Raw genomic sequence first — 19,053 nt, forward strand, 5'->3', positions numbered from 1 at the left:
ATGAGCCGCATACTGGATCTCACAGACGTCGCTCTGGCGAAAGGCCGCCCGGATACGGGGAATGCACGGCAGCCGGTCGCGATTGTCGGCATGGCTGGGCGCGCGGGGCGCTCACGCGACCTGGCGCAGTTCTGGCAGCTGCTGCGCGACGGTGAGCAGGATTTCACCCGCATCGCCGGGCAACGCCGTGATGATGTTGAGGACTTCCTCGCCGCGCGCGGCACAGCGAGCTTGAGCGATGCGGATCTCATCGGCGGCGCGCGCCTGCCCTCTGTTGCGGATTTCGATCACCGCTTCTTCGGTATGTCGCGTCAGGAGGCGCGAATGCTCGATCCGAATCAGCGCATCTTCCTGCAGACGGCGTGGGAGGCCCTGGAGGATGCCGGACACCTCGGTCAAGACGTCCGCGGTCAGCGTATCGGCGTCTACGTGGGAATGTCGTCGGACTTCGGCCACGACTACCGCTCGATCGTGCAGGCATCGCAGCCGCGCCCGCCTGAGGCAGCCGTTGCGGGCAACGTCCGCTCGATCATCGCGAGTCGGCTCTCCTATCTGCTCGATTTCTCTGGGCCGGCGATGTTGATCGACACCGCGTGCTCTTCCGGGCTCGTCGCGATCTATACGGCCATGCGCGCGCTGCAGTCAGGCGAGTGCACGATGGCGGTCGTGGGCGGAGTCAAATGCGATCTGGTGCCGGTCATCGCGCAGCACGAGGGCGTCGGCGTGGTCGATATCGCAGCCACGGAGGCCGCCGATCACCGTACCCGCACGTTTGATCGGCGCAGTGATGGCACCACAGGAGCAGAAGGCGCATTCGCCTTCGTGCTAAAACGTCTCGACCACGCTGAGCGCGACGGTGACACCGTGCGCGCTGTCGTCCTGGGCGGCGCTGTCAATCAAGACGGCACGTCGAACGGAATCACGGCGCCGGATGCTGCGGCACAAGCCGCGCTCATTCAGGCGGCGCTGGCGGATGCCGAAACACCCGCCGAACGCATCAGCTATGTCGAGGCGCACGGTACGGCGACACGCCTCGGGGACCCTATCGAGATCTCTGGAATCACACGCGCGTTCGGCGCGCGGAGTAGTCGTCAGCAGTTCTGCGCGGTCGGAACGGTGAAGACGAACGTCGGACACATGGACAACGCGGCGGGCCTGGCGGGCTTGGCGAAGGTCGTGCTCTCGATGCAGCACCGTGAGCTGCCGGCGAGCCTGAACTTTCGCGAGCCGAATCCGCAGATCGACTTCGTGGGATCACCGCTGTATGTCAATGACAGGGCAACTGCGTGGGACGATGAGCGTCACCTGCACGCCGGCATCAGCAGCTTCGGTCTCAGCGGCACCAACTGCCATCTCATCGTGCGCAGCGCCGACGCCGTTGCTCCTGGTGCGAGTCGTCAGGGCGTCTCGCGCGTGCTGCCGCTCAGCGCCCAGGATGATCTGGCGCTCGGTCGGCTCGCGCAGCGGTATGTCGCCTTCCTCGAGTCGGCCACGATCGATGCCGACGACATGGTCTACACCGCGGGCGTGGGGCGCACGCATCATTCCGTGCGGGCGGGGATCGTGTTTGACGATCACGATGAGCTACTCGATGCCCTGCGCTGCCTCTCGAACGGCTACGCTCACCCCGCCGTCAGTCGGGGAAGCTGCCGTGTCGTCCTGCGCACGCAGCGGGGGGCCCGTGACGGCGATCTCACCGAGGCTGAGCATGAGGCCCTCACGCGGCGCGCCGATTCGCTCGCTGCCCAACACAGTGAGGCGGCAGATCGCGAAACGGCCACAGCATTGGCCGAGGCCTATGCTCGCGGCGGCGACGTCGATTTCAGGCGCGCACATGCCGTATCGCGCCGCCGCATCGCCTTGCCCACCTACCCCTTCGAAGACATCCACTGCTGGGTTCCGAGAGCAGCTAGGACATCGGCTATGGCAAGCATCGTGAACAACAGCATCCTGGTCTCTGCGGGGCGCGCCGTCGCGGTGCATCGATTGGATGCACGCGAGCACTGGCTGCTGTCAGACCACCGTGTTCAGGGTGTGAGCGTGCTTCCTGGCACGGGGCTCATCGACCTCGTGCTGTCAGCGGCCAGCGCGCTGAGCGCGAAAGCGGCGCCCGTGCGGATCCGACGGATGGTGTTCGAAGAACCCGTGACGGTCGAAGACGCTGAGCCGCGCGAGCTGCACATTCATCTCGACGAGCGCGAGGTCGATGCGCATGAGCATGAATACGACGTGCGCATCGTCTCGCGCGGCGACACCGGCGAATGGACGACGCACGTGCGCGCAGAGCTCGAGGTCACCTCGCACGCCGAGACTCCGGAGGCACTGGATCTCGCAGCGATCAGGGATCGACTCTCGGTCGAGGTAGATCTCGACGATGATCGTGACGTGGATCGCGGGCTCGTCTTGGGCTCACGCTGGACTGACGGCCCGCGTTCGGGCAGGACGAACGCGACGGCGACCGAGTATCTTTTCGATTTTGCTCTGCCGCCGCAGAACGCGCATGAGATCGATGAGCATCTGCTTCATCCGGCACTGTTGGATCTGCTCGTGAACGCGACGAACAACCTGACAGAAGACGCAGCCCTCTACCTGCCGTTCTCATACGGTGAGTTGCAGGTGTACGGCAGGCTTCCTGCGCGAGCGTTTGCACATTTCATCCACCGTCCGGAGTCGGTCGAGAATCGGATGCACGTCTTCGACGTCATCGTCACGGACGCAGCCGGAACGATCGTGCTCACCGCCGAGCGTTACTGCATCACAGCCGTTCGCGACCAGCGCGACGACGGTTACGGCCACCTCACGGTGGCGAAGCGAATTGACGCGGCCGAGGTCAGCACAGCCACACCTGGTGGTCGTGCGCTTGTTATCGGCAGGGTCAGCGCCACCAGTGACGCGCTCGTCGCCGAACTTGAGCGGCGCGGAATGGCTGTCACCCGGGTGCTGGATCCTTTGGACGCCGAAGACGTCGCCACCGATGCGCAGTTCGCGCTCGGCTACTTCGTTCCCCTCGCCGATGAGCGCGCTGTTGCGGATGCTTCGCGCGGTGCCATCACAGCCGGTCTCGACGTGCTCGATCTCATCGCCACGCGCCGCGTCGGCTTTGAACATGGGCTTGCGATCATCACACGCGGTGCGTATGAGATTGACCCAGCTGCCGACGACGCGAGCCCCGGCCACGCCGCCGTCGGCGGTCTCTTCGACGTTGCCGCCACCGAGTTCCGTGAGCTGGGGATCCGCCTCATCGACATTGACTCTGCGAGCGAAGCGGTTCTGCTGGTAGACGAGATGCTCAGTCCAAAACGTCCGCGTGCTGTGGCATATCGCGGCGGCATCGCCCACGTCACCGATCTGCGCCCAGCACCCATTCCCCTGATTGAGCGTGAGAGCCACGGCGAGGGAGCGGTAATCGTGTCGGGCGGAACCGGCGCTCTTGGACGCGAAGCGGCGCTCGCGTTCAAGGCAGATGGCTACGACTCGGTCGTCGTGTTCGGCTCCTCCGTGACTGATACCCCTCGTTCTGATGAGCTGTTGGAGGCGAGCGGCATCGTTGTCGAACGCTTCGATATCGCCGATGAGGCTCGCACTCGCGAGGTCGTCGCTGAGGTCCGTGAGCGGTACGGCAGTATCACGGGGGTAGTGCACGTGGCGGGTCGACCCGGTGCAGGCTATTTGCACACGAAGACCAGAGACCAGTTTGAATCGGTTTTCGCGCCCAAGGCGATCGGCGGGTTGAATCTGCACGCGGCGACCGCTGAGGACGAACTTGACTTCTTCGTGCTCTTCTCCAGCATCGCAGCGCTGACCGCTGATATCGGGCAGTCCGACTATACGGCTGCGAACAGGTCTCTCGACGCTCTCGCGCGCCATCGCGCACGTCATGGAATGCCTGCTGTGAGCGTGCAGTGGCCGGCCTGGCGCGAGGTCGGTATGGCGCACCGACTCGGTGCCGTCGACGAGCAGGATCGTTTCGTGCCACTCGACCCAGACGTCGGCATCGATCTGCTGCGGCGGCTCATCAACTGGCGCGATGCGCCCGCGGTGATCATGCCGGGCACGTTGCAGTCGGTGCGCACCTCGACATCGTCGACGGCCACACAGCCGCGAAGCGAAGATGTTCGACTCCTGGGCTTGGCGCATGTTGATGACATCGACCGCGCGGTCGCTGCTATCTGGGCAGAATGTCTCGGCGTCGACGAACTCGACGCTCATGAGGACTTCGAGCAGCTCGGGGGCAATTCGCTCATCAGCTCGCAGATGATGCGCATCTTTGACGAGCGCTTCCCCGGAGCGCTCGACATCACTGATCTTTTCCGCTACACGACGGTGTCCGCGCAGGCCGAGGTGCTGCGAGAGCGCACCGCTGGCTCCGCAACACCTTCCGCAGACGATCAAGACGATCTCGACGCTCTGCTCGACCGCATCGAACGCGGCGAGTTGAGCATCGAGGAATCGCCCGGGCTCATCTAGAAAGCGAATGCCATGCAAAACGTCCGAGAATTCATCCTTGCCCAGCACGTCGCGAAGAATATCGATCGCGCGCAGACCAAAAAGCTCCTCCGGGAGATATCGGATGCGGCGGTTCGGGAAGATATCGCGATCATCGGGCTGGCGGGACGCTTCGCATCCGCAGGCGACGAAGAGCAGTACTGGGACAGCCTCGTCGAGGGGGCGAACTGTTTGCGTGACTTCCCTCAGCTGCGTAAAGACGACCAGCGCGAGATCCTTCGAAATCCCGCACATGCCGAGCTTCTGCTTGGTGCGCCCGTGGCTGAGGCCGATCTCGATCGGATCTATGACCTGAGTGGATACATGGACCGCATCGACACTTTCGACGCTGGGTTCTTCTCGATCCCGCCGCTGGAGGCGGACTACATGGACCCGCATCAGCGGGTCGCTCTCGAGATCGCCTACGAGGCGATGGAGAACGCCGGATACGGCGGCGAGGCTATGCGCGGGAGCAGAACAGGAGTTTTCGTCGGGCGAGACCAGACGAACTACTCCTACTACAAGATGTTCTCTGAACGCAGCCCCATGCAGTTGTCTGGCTCATGGGAAGGCATGGTCGCAAGTCGCATTTCATACCTGTTCGACTTCACCGGTCCGTCCATGATGACCGATACAGCCTGTTCTGCGGGCGCGGTGTGCATTCATCAGGCGATCCAGTCCCTGACTCTGGGGGAGTGCGATGTCGCCCTCGCGGGTGGCATCAACCTGTCGTCGGGCGGCGAGGTTCGCCCCGAGCACATCAACGGCGCTTCCATGGACAACGTCGTATCCAGTGCCAGTACTGTTCGTACCTTCGATGCGCGCGCGGATGGCACGCTCTGGGGCGAGGGAGCGGGCATCGTCGTGCTCAAGCCACTGGCGCGTGCACTAGCCGACGGAGACCACATTCGAGCCGTCATCAAAGGCACGGCCATCAACAACGACGGCACTTCGAACAGCATCACGGCGCCGAACGCTCTCATGCAGGAACGTGTGATCCTCGATGCCTGGTCCCGCGCCAGCGTGGATCCCGAGACGATCAGCTATATCGAAGCGCACGGTACCGGTACCGTGCTCGGTGACCCCATCGAGGCGAAGGGCCTGACGAACGCCTTCCGCCGCCACACTCAGGCGCGTCAGTTCTGCGGAATCGGCTCGCTCAAGACGTCAATGGGGCACATGGTCGCGGCATCCGGCGTCGCGGCCGTGACGAAGGTCGTCAAGATGCTCGAAGCAGGCCAGCTGGCGCCGTCGGCCAATTTCGCATCGCCGAACCCCTACATCGACTTCACGGGAAGTCCGCTGTACGTCAACGACCGGCTGTCGGAATGGGAGCCCGTCGATGGGGTCCGCCGTGCCGGGGTGAGCTCATTCGGCTTCATCCGCACCAACGCTCACATGGTGCTGGAAGAAGCGCCGGCGTATCGTCCTTCTGAGCCCGCGCACAGCGCATCGCTGTTCACCCTCAGCGCGAAGACGCCGACTGCGCTTCGCCAACTTGTCGATCGTTTCGCGCGGACACTCGAAAACACCCCGTTCAGCCTCAACGACATCTGTGCGACCGTGAACCTCGGGCGCGGGCACTACGAGCATCGTCTGCTCATCGTCGCCCGTTCGATCGAAGAGATCCGCGACCGCCTGCGCGAGGTGTACAGCGATGGCATCGCCTCGCGGCCTGCTCGAGCTGTGTTTGCCGGTTCGCATGCGCTGGTGAGTGCGAAAAAGCGCGATCGCGAACCGGGTGAGCTGACGGCAGAAGAGCGCCGGAGCATCACGGCGGATGCCGCGACGGCACTGGGCGACTATCTGCGTGACGGCGATGTTCGCCACCTCGAGCGGCTCGGACAATGCTATGTCGCCGGAGCGCAGGTCGACTTCGCCGAGTTCTATCCGCGCGAAAGCCGTCGGCGTGTGCCGCTGCCGACCTATCCTTATGCCCCCGACCGGCACTGGGCACCGATTCTGACGTCGCGGGTGCAACTGCAGGGCCCCGCCACCTCCTTCAGCCACCCCATTCTCGGCACGATCGTTTCATCAGAGGCCGACGAGATCGTCTTCACCAGCACGATGTCACCGCGAACGCACTGGGTGCTCGATGACCACCGCATCAACCGCACAGCGGTCATTCCCGGCACGACCTACCTGGAGATGGCCAGAGCGGCCTATGCACACGTCACGGGTGCCGAGCACATGCGCCTCTCGCAGGTGTTCTTCCTCACCCCGCTTTCCCTCGACGAAGATGAGTCGGCCGTCGTGACGACGACGCTCACCCGCGATGGGAATGAATATGCGTTCCGTATCGCCGGCGCGCGAGACGGCGAATCGGTGCCGCTTGTGGAGGGTCGTATCGGCGCGTCAGACTCGACAGTGCAGCGGCGTGAGGTCGATCTCATCGCGATCGCAGCGGCCGCCGCCGAGGTGCATGATCCCTATGACGCCGAACCCGAGACCGACGTCTTTCAATTCGGGCCGCGGTGGGACTGCGTTCGCGCAGCCTGGATCGGTGAGACCGAGTCGACAGCGCGCATCCGCCTGCGTGATGGTGTGTCACGCGAGAGCGAGATCGCGCTTCACCCGGCCATGCTAGATCACGCCGTCAACCTCGTATCGCAGATGGGCGAGCACACCTACCTGCCGTATGTCTATAAAGAGCTCGTGCTGCATGGGCCGATGCCTGACGAGTTCCACTCCGTCATCACCAAGCGCCGCGGGGCCGATGGTGATGAGGTCATCACCTACGACGTCGATCTCGTCGATGCCGAGGGAAACGTGTTCGCACAGGTGCGCGACTACTCGGTCAAGCGGGTCGAGTGGAGCCGGTTCCAACTCGACAGTGCGCCGCGAAGCCTGGAGTTCTCATGGCGCGAGGTGCCGGATGCAGAGCAGGTAGCCGTATCCGAGGGGTCGTGGGTTCTCGTCATCGGTGATTCCCCGGCGGGCCGCCAGTGGGAGCAGACCTTCGAAGCAGTCGGCCGCGCCGTAGAGGTCGTGCGACTGACGGGAGATATCGAAGCGGATACGACGAGCTTTACTGCGGTGACGGATCGTGTAGCCGCGGGGGCGGAGGGCATCGTCTGGGCGTTTGACGGTGGCGATGGCCAGCAAGCAACCGATGCTCAGCAGCTGTTCTCATTCGTGCGCCACCTTGTCGACAGTCGAGTGCGACCGTCCGAGGGGCTGAAGATCGCGGTTCGCGACGCCTGGTCTTTCTCGGCGGATGACCGCGTTGCCCCGGCCGCGGCGGCTGCGGCGGCGCTAGGAATCGTGGTCGGACAGGAGCATGAGAACCTGCTGGTCGATGTCGTCTCTGCCGGGCGCGACGCCGATAACGCCGTGCTCGTCCGCGAGATCGTGGACGTTCATCGTGCCACGCCGCGAACGGTCGTCGGATCGCGCGTGCTCATCCGCCGCGCAGACTTCGCCGCAGGTCGCACGGTCGAAGACCACACGGTCACAGGCGCCACGATCGTCATCACCGGGGGAACGGGCGGTCTGGGCCTCGCTCTCGCCGAACGCTTCGCCGCTGCCGGTGCGGCACGGTTGTTGTTGTTGTCACGGCGAACCCCTGATGAGGCGACACGTGCGCGCATCGACGCAATCCCTGGAGCGCGGTGGTTCGGCGTTGACCTCGCCAGGGAAGATGACGTGCACGCATTCACCGAGTGGCTGCGAACCGAACAGATCGCGATCGATATCGTGCTGCACGCTGCTGGCATCGCCGGTGCTGGGTTCCTCGCCCGCAAGGAGGAAGCGGAGTTTGCCGCGGTTCTGGCCCCCAAGGTCTCGGGTGCTCACGCTGCCACCCAGCTGTTGACGGTGCCGGATCAGGGGCGAATCGTGTTCTTCTCGTCGATCACCTCACTGCTCGGTGGGCCGGGACAGGGCGACTACTGCGCCGCGAACGCCTATATGGACGGCCTCGCTGCAGATCTGCGCTCGCGCGGTGTGCACGCGGCATCCGTTCGTTGGCCAGCATGGTCGGGCGCGGGCATGGCCGTGGAGCATGGCGTCGACGATCAGGCGCCTGTGCGCTCGATCTCGCTGGACGACGGCTTTCAGTGGCTGCTGGGCGTGCTCGCAGAGCCCGCCGACGACATCGTGCCCTCGACGTTCGACACACGTGTGCTGGCAGACGAGGCGGCGGGCTTGCCCTTTGAGATCCCTGCCGAGGTCGCCGCGCAGATCGCCGCGAAGCCGGAGAACATCCCCTCCGGTGATGAGATCACGAGTGTGCAACTGACCGGGATCGCAGATCCCACCCCGGTGCAGGTCGCGGTGGGCTCGTGCTATGGGGCGGTTCTCGGCCTGTCGAAGATCGATGCCTTCGCATCTTTCCAGGAGCTCGGCGGCAACTCCCTGGTGACCACGCAGTTGCTGGGTGTGCTTGGCGAACGCTATCCGGGCGTCGTCGACATCGCTGATCTCTTCTCGTATTCCACGGTCGTCGACCTCGCTGACTTCATCGCTTCGTCGACCGGGCAGGAAGAGCCGGCAACCGAGAGCCCGCGCGATGACCTGCTCGGCGAAGTTCTCGCCGAGCTACGAGACGACGAGCTCAGCGCCATGTTCGCTAACGAGGGGGTAGCCAGCCATGAGTGAGACCGTGACGGATGCCCGCAAGGATCTGCTGCGCTACGTGCTGTTGGAGGCGAAGGAGCGTCGACTCGATGCCGACCGCGCCCGACAGTTCGTTGCATCGCTGGCTTCGTCGCGACCGGAGTCGACACCTATGGCCGTCGTCGGCATAGCCTGCCGATTCCCGGGTGGTGAGAGCAAAGAAGAATTCTGGGACGCACTGTCCGAAGGGCGTGAGTCGATCGGCGAGTTCCCTTCTGACCGTCTGGCGGATCTGCTGCGGGTTGACCCGGACGCAGCCGCGAATGTACGCCGCGGCGGATATCTCGCGGCCATCGACGAGTTCGATGCCGAGTACTTTGGGATCCCACCGCGTACGGCCCAGCAGATCGATCCCTACCATCGGGTGTTGATGCATGCGCTCATCGAGGCGATGGACGACGCCGGCCACCCGCGAGACCAGCTTCAGGGGACCCGAACGGGCGTGTTCGTCGGCAATGACCATACGCATCGTCTGATCACGTCGTATCTGCCATTTCTCGAGGAGACTGACTTTGGCGGCATCACCGGGTCGTGGACCGGTATCCTCGCCAGCAGGCTGTCTTATCACCTCAATTTGCGCGGTCCGGCACAGGTCATCGATACCGGATGCTCGTCGAGCCTCGTAGCGTTGGACGCTGCGATCAAGGCGATCTCGCAGGGCGACTGCGACACGGCCTTCGTCGCCGGCGCGAACCTCTTCCTCTCACCGTCGAGCATCGGCAACGAGACAGAATCCGATGGCAGCCGCGTGCGCCCCTTCGACGCCGCCGCCGACGGCACGGTCTGGAGCGAGGGCGTGGCGGCCGTGTACATCAAACCGCTTGACGCGGCGCAGCGCGATCGCGACCACATCTACGGTGTCATTCTGGGCAGCGCTGTCAACAACGATGGCAAGAGCAACGGTCTCACAGCCCCGAACGCCACCGCACAGCGTGATCTTCTTGTGCAGGCCTGGTCGCGCGCCAAAGTGGTGCCCGAGTCGATCGAGTACATCGAAGCGCACGGCACCGGCACCACGATCGGCGACCCGATCGAGCTGAAGGGGCTGGCAGCTGCCTTCGCGCAGTCGACCGATCGTCGACAGTTCTGCGGGATCGGATCGGTCAAGTCGAACATCGGGCACAGCGTCGGGGCAGCAGGGCTCGCGTCGCTCATCAAGACGCTTCTGATGATCGAGCGGGGTGTGATGACGCCGACGGTGAACTTCACCGCCCCCAATCCTCTAAGCGATCCCTCCGGCTCTCCCGTATACGTTGTCGATCGCACGACCGAGTGGGCGACACCGATCGCTGAACGACGCGCCGGAGTGAGCAGCTTCAGCCTGAGCGGAACGAACTGCCATGTGGTCCTGGCAGGTCACGAGCACAAGCGCGAGCGTGTAGCGCAGCGCGAGAACTATTTCCTGCCGCTCTCAGCACGCGATGAAGACCTGCTCGCACGCGCCGCGAGCGCACTGGAGAGCCGTCTGACCGCGAACAGCGAGCTGGCTATGGAAGACATTCTCTTCACCACCGTGCAGGGGCGCGAGCACCACGAGACCCGTGTTGTCGTGCATGCTCGTGACCGAGATGGGCTGCGAAGCGCGCTGCGCTCTGTCGCCGAGAGCCGAATCGACGAAGCAGTGCTGCGCCGCGGCGATGACGCCGTGGTCCGGTTCGATTCGACGAGCGCTCACGGTGCGCTGTCGCGATACCTCGCTGGCGGCGATCCGACGGCAGAAGAATTCTTCGCCACGGATGACGGCCGACGAATCCCGCTACCTCCGCAACCTCTTCGCCGCACGCGCGTGTGGGAGGAACGATCAGCTAGTGCTCCGACAGCCGTCCTCGCCGGACGCTCGGCCGCATCCGGTTCCGATCCGAAGAGCATCCTCGCCGACGCGCTACGCCGCGACGGCGACCCGCTCACGAACGCGATGCGCGCCGTATGGAGCGGCGTTCTCGGCTACGCACACATCGATGAATCAGCTGACTTCTTTGCACTGGGCGGAGACTCAATCACAGCGGTCAAACTCACGCAGCAGGCGAGTGCGGTTCTCGGTTCAGCGATCTCGGAGACTGCGATCTTGGAACAGCCGCAGCTGGCTGACTTCGTTCGCGCGCTGCATCAGGAAGGCAACTTCAGCCCGGAGACGCTGTCTGAGCGCGCAGCGCAAGAGTCGGTGAGCGGGGGAGAAAGCGAATCGATCGACCTTCCGATCACGCCGCAACAGCGCAGCATCTTCACCTCAGCGCAGTACTTCCATGACTCGGTGAACTACAACGTCTCGGGCATGCTCCTGGCCCCTGAGCCTCAGAATGTTTCCGCTCTGCAGGCGGCGCTGGACGCACTGATTGCCCGTCACCCTGCCCTTCGCACCTCGTTCCACCTGATCGATGGCACGCCAGTGCAGCGCGTGCATGCCACAGCATCCGTCCAGATCGACAGGCTCACCCTGGCTGACCCGGAGACGACCGACGAGCATGAGGCTGTCGCAGCCCAGGCGATGTCAGAGTGGGTGCGCCCGTTCGAGCTGACTCGGGCGCCGCTCATCAGAGTCGGCTATGCCGAGTTTGCCGACGGCACCAGCGGCGTGGCCATCGACATGCACCATCTCGTCACCGACGGAATGTCGATGGGCGTGCTCTTCCGCGATCTGCGCCACTTGCTTGACTCTGCGGCGCTGCCGGCGTTGCCCGACGCCGAACAGATCGCTCGTGATTCGGTATTTGCGCACACGGATGCCGCGATGATCGAGCACCGCGGCTACTGGCGTGAGCGTTTCTCGGATGGTGTGCCCGTTCTCGACCTCAACACAGACTTCCGTCGGCCGACGACGCTGTCGGTCGACGGAACGCAGCACGTGCGTGTGGTCGAGGATGACATGCTCGCCGCACTGACTGCCTGGGCACGCGCACGCGGTGTGACACTGACGGCGGTTTTGCTTGCCGCTTACCACCGCGTTCTGGCGATAGCCAGTGGACAAGAAGACATCGTGATCGGCATGCCTGTGACGGGCCGCACGGCACCGGGCTCCGACGATCTGGTCGGTATGTTCGTGAACACCGTCGCCGTCCGCATCGATACGAAAGAGAGCGACACGATCGCCGATGTGGTCTCGCGCACAGGCGAGCGTGTGCGCGAAGCCGTGGCGCACCAGAGTTTCCCGCTTGAGTCGCTTGCCGCCGCAGTGGACGCCCCGCGCCTGGCAGGCAGGCGCCCGATGTTCGACGTATACTTCGCGCATCAGAACATCGATATGGCGTTAGAGAACGACGGCGAGCGACAGGTGCCGTTCCACACGGGCACCGCCAAATTCGACATCACCCTGTCAGCACGCCCCGCCGCTGGCGGACTCGCGCTGGAGTGGGAGTACGCGACAGCACTGTTTCGCGCGGAGACGATCGAGCTCTACGCGGATCGCTTCGTCCATGTGCTGCGTCAGTTCATCGCATCCGACGCCTCTTCGTCACGTGATTCGCTGGAGCGCATGGATGCGCGTGAGCGCGATCTCATCCGCAGCTACGCGGTTTCGCCGGCGGTAGAACTGGACAAGCGTCAGCCGGAGGGCGTGTTCAGCAGGTTCCTTGACATGGCCGAACGTGACCCCGAGCGGGATGCGATCGTATACCGAGGACGACGCACAAGCTATGGCGAGCTTCGTGAGCGCATCGAGATTCTGCGCTGTGGCCTGCACGCACGAGGCGTGATGCCGGGTGATCGCGTTGCTATTCTCGTCGGGCGCGGCCCTGAGATGATGGCGGCCATGCTGGCTGTCTGCGCGGCCGGTGGCGTGTATGTGCCGTTGAACACCACTTTTCCCGATGAACGACTGCGCGGCATCCTGACGGACTCTGAAGCCCGTCTGGTGCTGTGCGATCAGGATCGTCGCGATGCGGCCGAGCGGGCAGCGCCAGCGGCAACAGCGGTGATCGACGTCGCCGAGTGCCGCGCGGCGGCGGATGCTCCACGCCCCGCCGTTCGTGAGACCTCGCCAGCCGATCCGCTGTACGTCATGTACACCTCTGGCACGACGGGGCGTCCGAAGGGAATTGTCATCCGTCAGGAGGGAATCCTGCGGGTCGTGGTGGACGCCTGGTATGCGCCCGTGCACGAGGACGACACCTTCCTCATGATCTCGGACTACTCATTCGACGGCTCTGTCTATGACCTTTACGGCGCTCTGCTCAACGGTGCACGCGTCGTGATCGCCGAGGTAGAGACAGCCGCCGACGTACCTCGTCTGGTCGAGCTCATCGACCGCGAGTGCGTCACGACCTTCTTCATCACGACCGCACTGTTCAACGTGCTCGTCGAGCATGACTCGCAGGCATTGGGAGCCGTGCGCCGAATTATTTTTGGCGGGGAGACCGCCTCGTACCCGCACGTGCAGCGTGCGTGCCTGACCTTCACGAACACGACCTTCATCCATGCATACGGTCCGACGGAGACGAGCGTGTTCGCGACCGTGACGGAAGTGGATGCCGCCAGCTCTGACCCCCTTCCCATCGGTCGTCCTCTCGATTCGACAACCATTCGAGTATTGGATGCCACGGGAGCCCCGTGCCCGGTCGGTGTCGAAGGCGAACTCTACGTGGGCGGACGCGGCGTGGCTGACGGCTATGTCAACCGGCCCGAGCTGCAGGCTGAGAAGTTCGTCTCGCTTCCGGCGGCGCCCGGCGAGCGCCTCTACCGCACCGGAGATCTGGCAGTGCTGGGGTCAGACGGATGCTTCTACCACCGCGGTCGGATCGACGACCAGGTGAAGGTGCGTGGCTTCCGCATCGAACCGCAGGAGATCGCCCGCAGCGCCTGCCGTGCCGCAGGAGTCACGTGGGCTCACGCCGCCGTGCTCGCACGCGGTGGGGCGACGCCGAGCCTGTGCCTGTGGTTCACCGGAGACGTTGACGGGCCGACATCCGTCGAGCTGCGTACGCACCTGCGCCGGGAGCTGCCCGATTACATGGTGCCCGCGTTCCTTACGAAAGTGGACGAGGTGCCGCTGACGCCCAACGGCAAGGTCGATGTGGCAGCACTGGCTGCGCGCGAGGACGTGGCACCGACGCCGCAGCCCGTTGAGGTAAGTGACGTTATCGCGGACTCGTTGATCGACGACATTCGATCGGTGTGGTCGGATTGCCTGGGCGTTGTCGTGCATGACATCGATGCCGTCTTCTACGAAGCCGGGGGCGACTCGATCAAGGCGATCCAGGTCGTAGCCGGGCTTCGCGATAAGGGGATCGAGATCGAGGTCGCTGACCTTCTCGGAGACGAGACCATTCGCACGCTAGCGGATCGTTTCTCAGACCGGTCGCGATCAGGTGGCGCAAGCGTCGAGCGCGTCAGGGAAGTTGTTCAGTCGACACCGCTCGGTGTGGTGACGCCCTCTCCAGCACAGCAGGCCTACCTCGATGAGGAGCACAATAGCGGGAAGCTCTTTACACAGAGCATCCGCGTGCGCGTCGACTCGTCTGTGCCGGCCACGGCCGTGCGTAGCGCTCTGGAGCAGGCAGTGGAGCGTCATGAGGCGTTGCGCACGACGCTTACCGCGCGCCGCACCCTGAGGCTGCGTTCGACAGATCAGCTGGTGGCACCGATCGTGATCGACGCCCGCGCCGATGACATCGACGACCCGATCGCGGCGGTGCAGGCAGCTGTAGACGAGCAGCACGGCCCGCTCATCGCAGCCGGTGTCGAGGACGATTACATCGTCTTCGCAGCCCATCACCTCAGCGTCGATGTCGTGTCGTGGACGGTGCTGCTGCCTGAGATCGTCGGCACGTTGAGCGGCGAAAGTATCGACCCGGTGGCGACGCGGCCAATAGCGCAATGGTCCGCGGAGATGGCAGAGAAATCAGCTCGCGGCCAACGCCGCAGCGAGCTGCCCTACTGGCGGGCGCTCGCGGCACGTGCGACACATGAGGTCGAACTGTTCACTCGTGGTGAGCTGCGACGCGATGAGACCGTACAGGGGCAACACATGATCGATGGCGAACGCGCTACGGCGCTGTTCGAAGCCGCGCAGGAGCATGCCGGTCTCGGCCGCGACGACGTCGTCGTGCTTGTGATGGCGCGAGCAGCCGCGCAGTGGGGGAGCAGATCGCAGTTGCTCGTGGCTCGCGAGGGGCATGGGCGAGACGCTCTCGGCGATGCCGCCGAGGTGTCCCGAACCGTCGGCTGGTTCACGACGGTCTATCCTCAGCTGGTCGCGGTGACCACGGATGCTGTTGCTGACGCGAAGCAGCTGCGTCGAGATATCGACGAGCTTCCGGCACACGGCACGGGCTTTCGGCCTCTGATTCAGCACGACGATCTCGATGACGACGATCGCTCGCTGCTGGAAGCCATGCGCCCACAGCTGCGCGTGAATTTCTTGGGGACTCAGGAGCACTCGGGCGGGGCATCGTCGTCTGTGCTCGAGGTTGAGCACCTTCCCGCTGAGATGACGGTGGATGCGCACTACGCCTCAGACATCTGGATCGATGTGGTCGCGGAGCTGCGGACGGACGCGCTGGTGGTTGAGGTGCGCCTGCCGGCGAATGATCCGATTGCGCCGGCCTTCTCGATGGCACTCGATTCGGCATTCACCGAGGTCTTCGATGCCTTCGCCTCCACACAGGCGCGGTCAGTTATCGCGCCCGCTGATCTCGGCGCCGACACTCTGGCAGATATTCTCGCCGGTCTCGATCTCGGTTCAGCGGTTGACGCATCCGTTTCGAACACTCCAACGCACAGCGCTTCCGGCGCTGACAACGCACTGAGGAACTCATGACAGACACCGCCGCGCCCGCCGTCGAGTCGATCAATCGGTTGACCGCGATGCAGAAGGGCATGTACTTCAGCACTGTTCGTGACCCTGACAGCGACGCCTACATCGAGCAGTTCGATTTCACTCTCGTCGGCACGCTGCCGCTCGACGCATTGCACCAGGCTTTGGCTGCGACCTGCGCGCACTTCGCGGTGCTGCGCACAGCAATTTCGTATCGAAACACGGACGACCCCTTCCAAGTGGTGATGCGCGAGCGCACCATGCCGGTCGAGGTGGTTGATCTGCGCAGAGACGGCGATGCGCTGTCTCGACTCGACGATGTGAAGGCTGCCGATCGCTTTCGCGGATTCGACCTCGCGGCTGACCCGCTGATGCGCGCCACTGTACTTCTCGTCGACGACGACACCACGCATCTGCTGCTGACCTTTCATCACATCGTGCTCGATGGCTGGTCGCTCGGGCCGCTCTTCGCGACACTGTTCGAGTATCTCGGCGAGGCACAGGAACGCGGTGAGATCATACAGCGTCGGGAAGAGCATCCTTTCGGCCGCTATATCGACTGGTGCCAGTCGGTTCCCAGCGCCGACGCTGAGCATTTCTGGGCGGAGCGGCTGAGCGGTTATGAACGCAAAACGCTCATCCCCGTAGACGCGGCGGTGTCGGTTGATGCCACCGTCACGCGAATGCACACCGTGCAGCTCGGCAGCGAGGTCGTCAGTGCCATGGCACGCGCCTCACGTGAGTGGCGCGTCAGCGCAAGTACGATCTTTCATGCCGCCTGGGGCGTATTGCTTCAAAAGGTGGCGTACAGCGACGATGTGGTCTTCGGAAGCGTGGTTTCCGGTCGTGCCGTACCTGTTGAGGGCATCGAACACATGGTGGGGCTCTTCGTCAATACATCGCCCGTCCGCGTGACCAGCACAGCAGATGCGAACTTTGAGCAAATGTGCCGTGCCGTGCACGAGGACTCCCGGCTCGCAACGGCTCACGCGCATCATCCGCTGTACGAGGTGGCTGCGCTGGTGCCCGGGGCAGGCGAGCTGATCGATCACGTGCTCGCATTTGAGAACTATCCGCCGGTCGAATCCTTCATGAGTGACGACGACGACGAACGGCTGCGGGTCACCGGGTTGGATGTCTTCGAACGCACACCTTACGCCCTGCACGTGGTCGTCAACCCGGGCGATACGCCGACCGTCACGTTCACGTATGACGAGGCACGCTTGCCCCAGGAACGGGTGCAGATGCTGGCCGACGGCCTGGTGCGCATCCTGACCATCGCTCTGGACCAGCCCGCGCTCGCGCTCGATGAGATCGCCCTTGTCGAAGCATCAAACGTCGACATTCACGAAGGCATCATCGACAGTACGATTCTGGAAGACTTCGCACGCTGGGTGCAGTCGACTCCGGAGGCTATCGCGCTGGATGCCGGACCGGATTCTCTGAGCTACCGCGAGCTCGACGATCGGGCCCGCCGGATAGCCACCGAGGTCGAGTCAGCGGCGGCGGGCAGCGATGCCCCCGTTGGCGTGCTCGTGGGCCGATCCCCGAACCTCGTGGCCGCGCTACTGGGTGTGCTCATGTCGGGTCGGGCATACTTGCCGCTCGATGGCAAGGATCCGGATTCGAGGATCGCGACAATCTTGCGCGATGCCGAGGCCGTCGTCGTCTGCGTCGACCACGATCGTGCGTCGCGAATCCCCACTGATCTGCGCTTACTCAGTGTCGACGTGCAAAAGCTCGGAACCTCGGCCGTGATCACGCGAATCCCCACGCCCGACGCTCCCGCATATGTGATGTACACCTCGGGGTCGACCGGCACACCGAAGGGGTGCATCATCACGCACCGCAACGTGGTGCGCCTGGTCACTGATCAGAGTTATTTCGACTTCACCCCGGCACAGCGCATCCTGCATACCAGCTCACCGGCTTTCGACGCCTTCACGTTCGAAATGTGGGGAGCGCTGCTATCCGGCGCCACTCTCGTCTTCGCCGACGAGATGGACGTCCTCGACGGGAATCGTCTGCGGTCGGTAATCGCCGAGCGAGCCATCACGGCGATGTGGCTCACCGTCGGGCTGTTCAATCAGCTCGCGGATCTCGACCCGGCCCTGTTTGTGGATCTCGACCACCTCCTCATCGGAGGAAGCGCGCTCGCACCGCGCCAGGTGGAGCGGGTCCAGGCGGCTTGTCCCGGACTGCGCATCACGAACGGCTATGGTCCCACAGAGAACACCACGTTCTCGACGACGCACGAGATCACCCCCGACGATCTGCGCGGTGGGCCGATTCCGATTGGCCGCCCCCTTGCACACTCGAGTGCTTTCGTCGTCGATCGTGGTTTGAATCTGTTGCCCCCGGGAGCGCTCGGCGAACTGTGCGTCGGAGGCGCGGGCGTCGCCGCCGGATACTTGCAGCGCCCAGAGCTCACAGCTGAACGCTTTATCTCACTCGCAGCTGTCGGCAGTGCGCGGGTGTATCGGACGGGCGACCTCGTGCGCTCGCGTGCTGATGGGACGCTCGTGTACCTCGGCCGCGCAGACGACCAGGTAAAGATCAACGGCTACCGTGTCGAGATTGGCGAGGTTGAACGCGCTCTCACAGCAGTGGCGGGTGTCAGCACAGCGGCCGTGCTCGCGATCGAGACGGCGGGAGCGTTGCGCCTGGCAGGATTCTTCACGACGCACGGTGACCTTGCGCCGGCAGAGGTGAGGCGTCTGCTCGGAGCCGCACTGCCTGCGTATCTTGTTCCCTCATCGATCGATCGTGTTGACACGATCCCGCTCACTCGCAACGGCAAGGTCGATCGCGCGCAGCTGCTGGCGGCCGTCACCACCGAGCCGAGCACGACGCCGGTGCCGGTGACTGCGGCTCCCGGAAGCAGCGGCGCGGTACTCGCGCAGATCTTCGCCGATGTGCTTGAAGTGGCATCCGTCGACGTGCAGGCAAACTTCTTTGATCTCGGGCTCAACTCGCTCACTCTGCTCACGGTGAACAACCGCATCCGCGCCGAGCTCGGCGTCGAGTTGGCCGTGACCGAGCTGTTCGAACACACCACGGTGCGAGCGCTGGACGAGCGCATCGTGCGCCTGACAACGCCAAATGCAACCGAATCGGCCGACGACGTTGACGATGACGCATCCCTGGTTGCGGCGCCGTCCATGCTGAACCGACTTGCCCTTGATCTTGAGGAAGAGGACTGA

The 19,053-nt window shown here is 64.1% G+C and carries 4 protein-coding genes; all 4 read left to right on the forward strand.

The annotated features are described in order from the left end of the window. From G6N81_RS08360 to G6N81_RS08375, 4 genes are read left to right on the forward strand one after another with little or no spacing between them, the layout of a single operon-like run. A complete protein-coding gene (locus tag G6N81_RS08360; protein ID WP_165135530.1) occupies positions 1-4,467 on the forward strand; it encodes a type I polyketide synthase in 4,467 nt (1,488 codons plus the stop codon). 12 nt (positions 4,468-4,479) lie between these two features. After that, positions 4,480-9,084, forward strand: coding sequence for an SDR family NAD(P)-dependent oxidoreductase (locus G6N81_RS08365; RefSeq protein ID WP_165135533.1), 4,605 nt, complete (start codon positions 4,480-4,482; stop codon positions 9,082-9,084). Next, positions 9,077-15,853, forward strand: a complete 6,777-nt coding sequence (locus G6N81_RS08370) for a non-ribosomal peptide synthetase (protein ID WP_165135536.1) — start codon at positions 9,077-9,079, stop codon at positions 15,851-15,853. Before G6N81_RS08365 ends, G6N81_RS08370 begins: the two co-directional genes overlap by 8 nt. Beyond that, a complete protein-coding gene (locus G6N81_RS08375; protein WP_165135539.1) occupies positions 15,850-19,053 on the forward strand; it encodes a non-ribosomal peptide synthetase in 3,204 nt (1,067 codons plus the stop codon). Before G6N81_RS08370 ends, G6N81_RS08375 begins: the two co-directional genes overlap by 4 nt.

Origin of the sequence: Microbacterium amylolyticum, assembly GCF_011046975.1 — a bacterium.
In the GTDB taxonomy this organism is placed as follows: Bacteria; Actinomycetota; Actinomycetes; order Actinomycetales; family Microbacteriaceae; genus Microbacterium; species Microbacterium amylolyticum.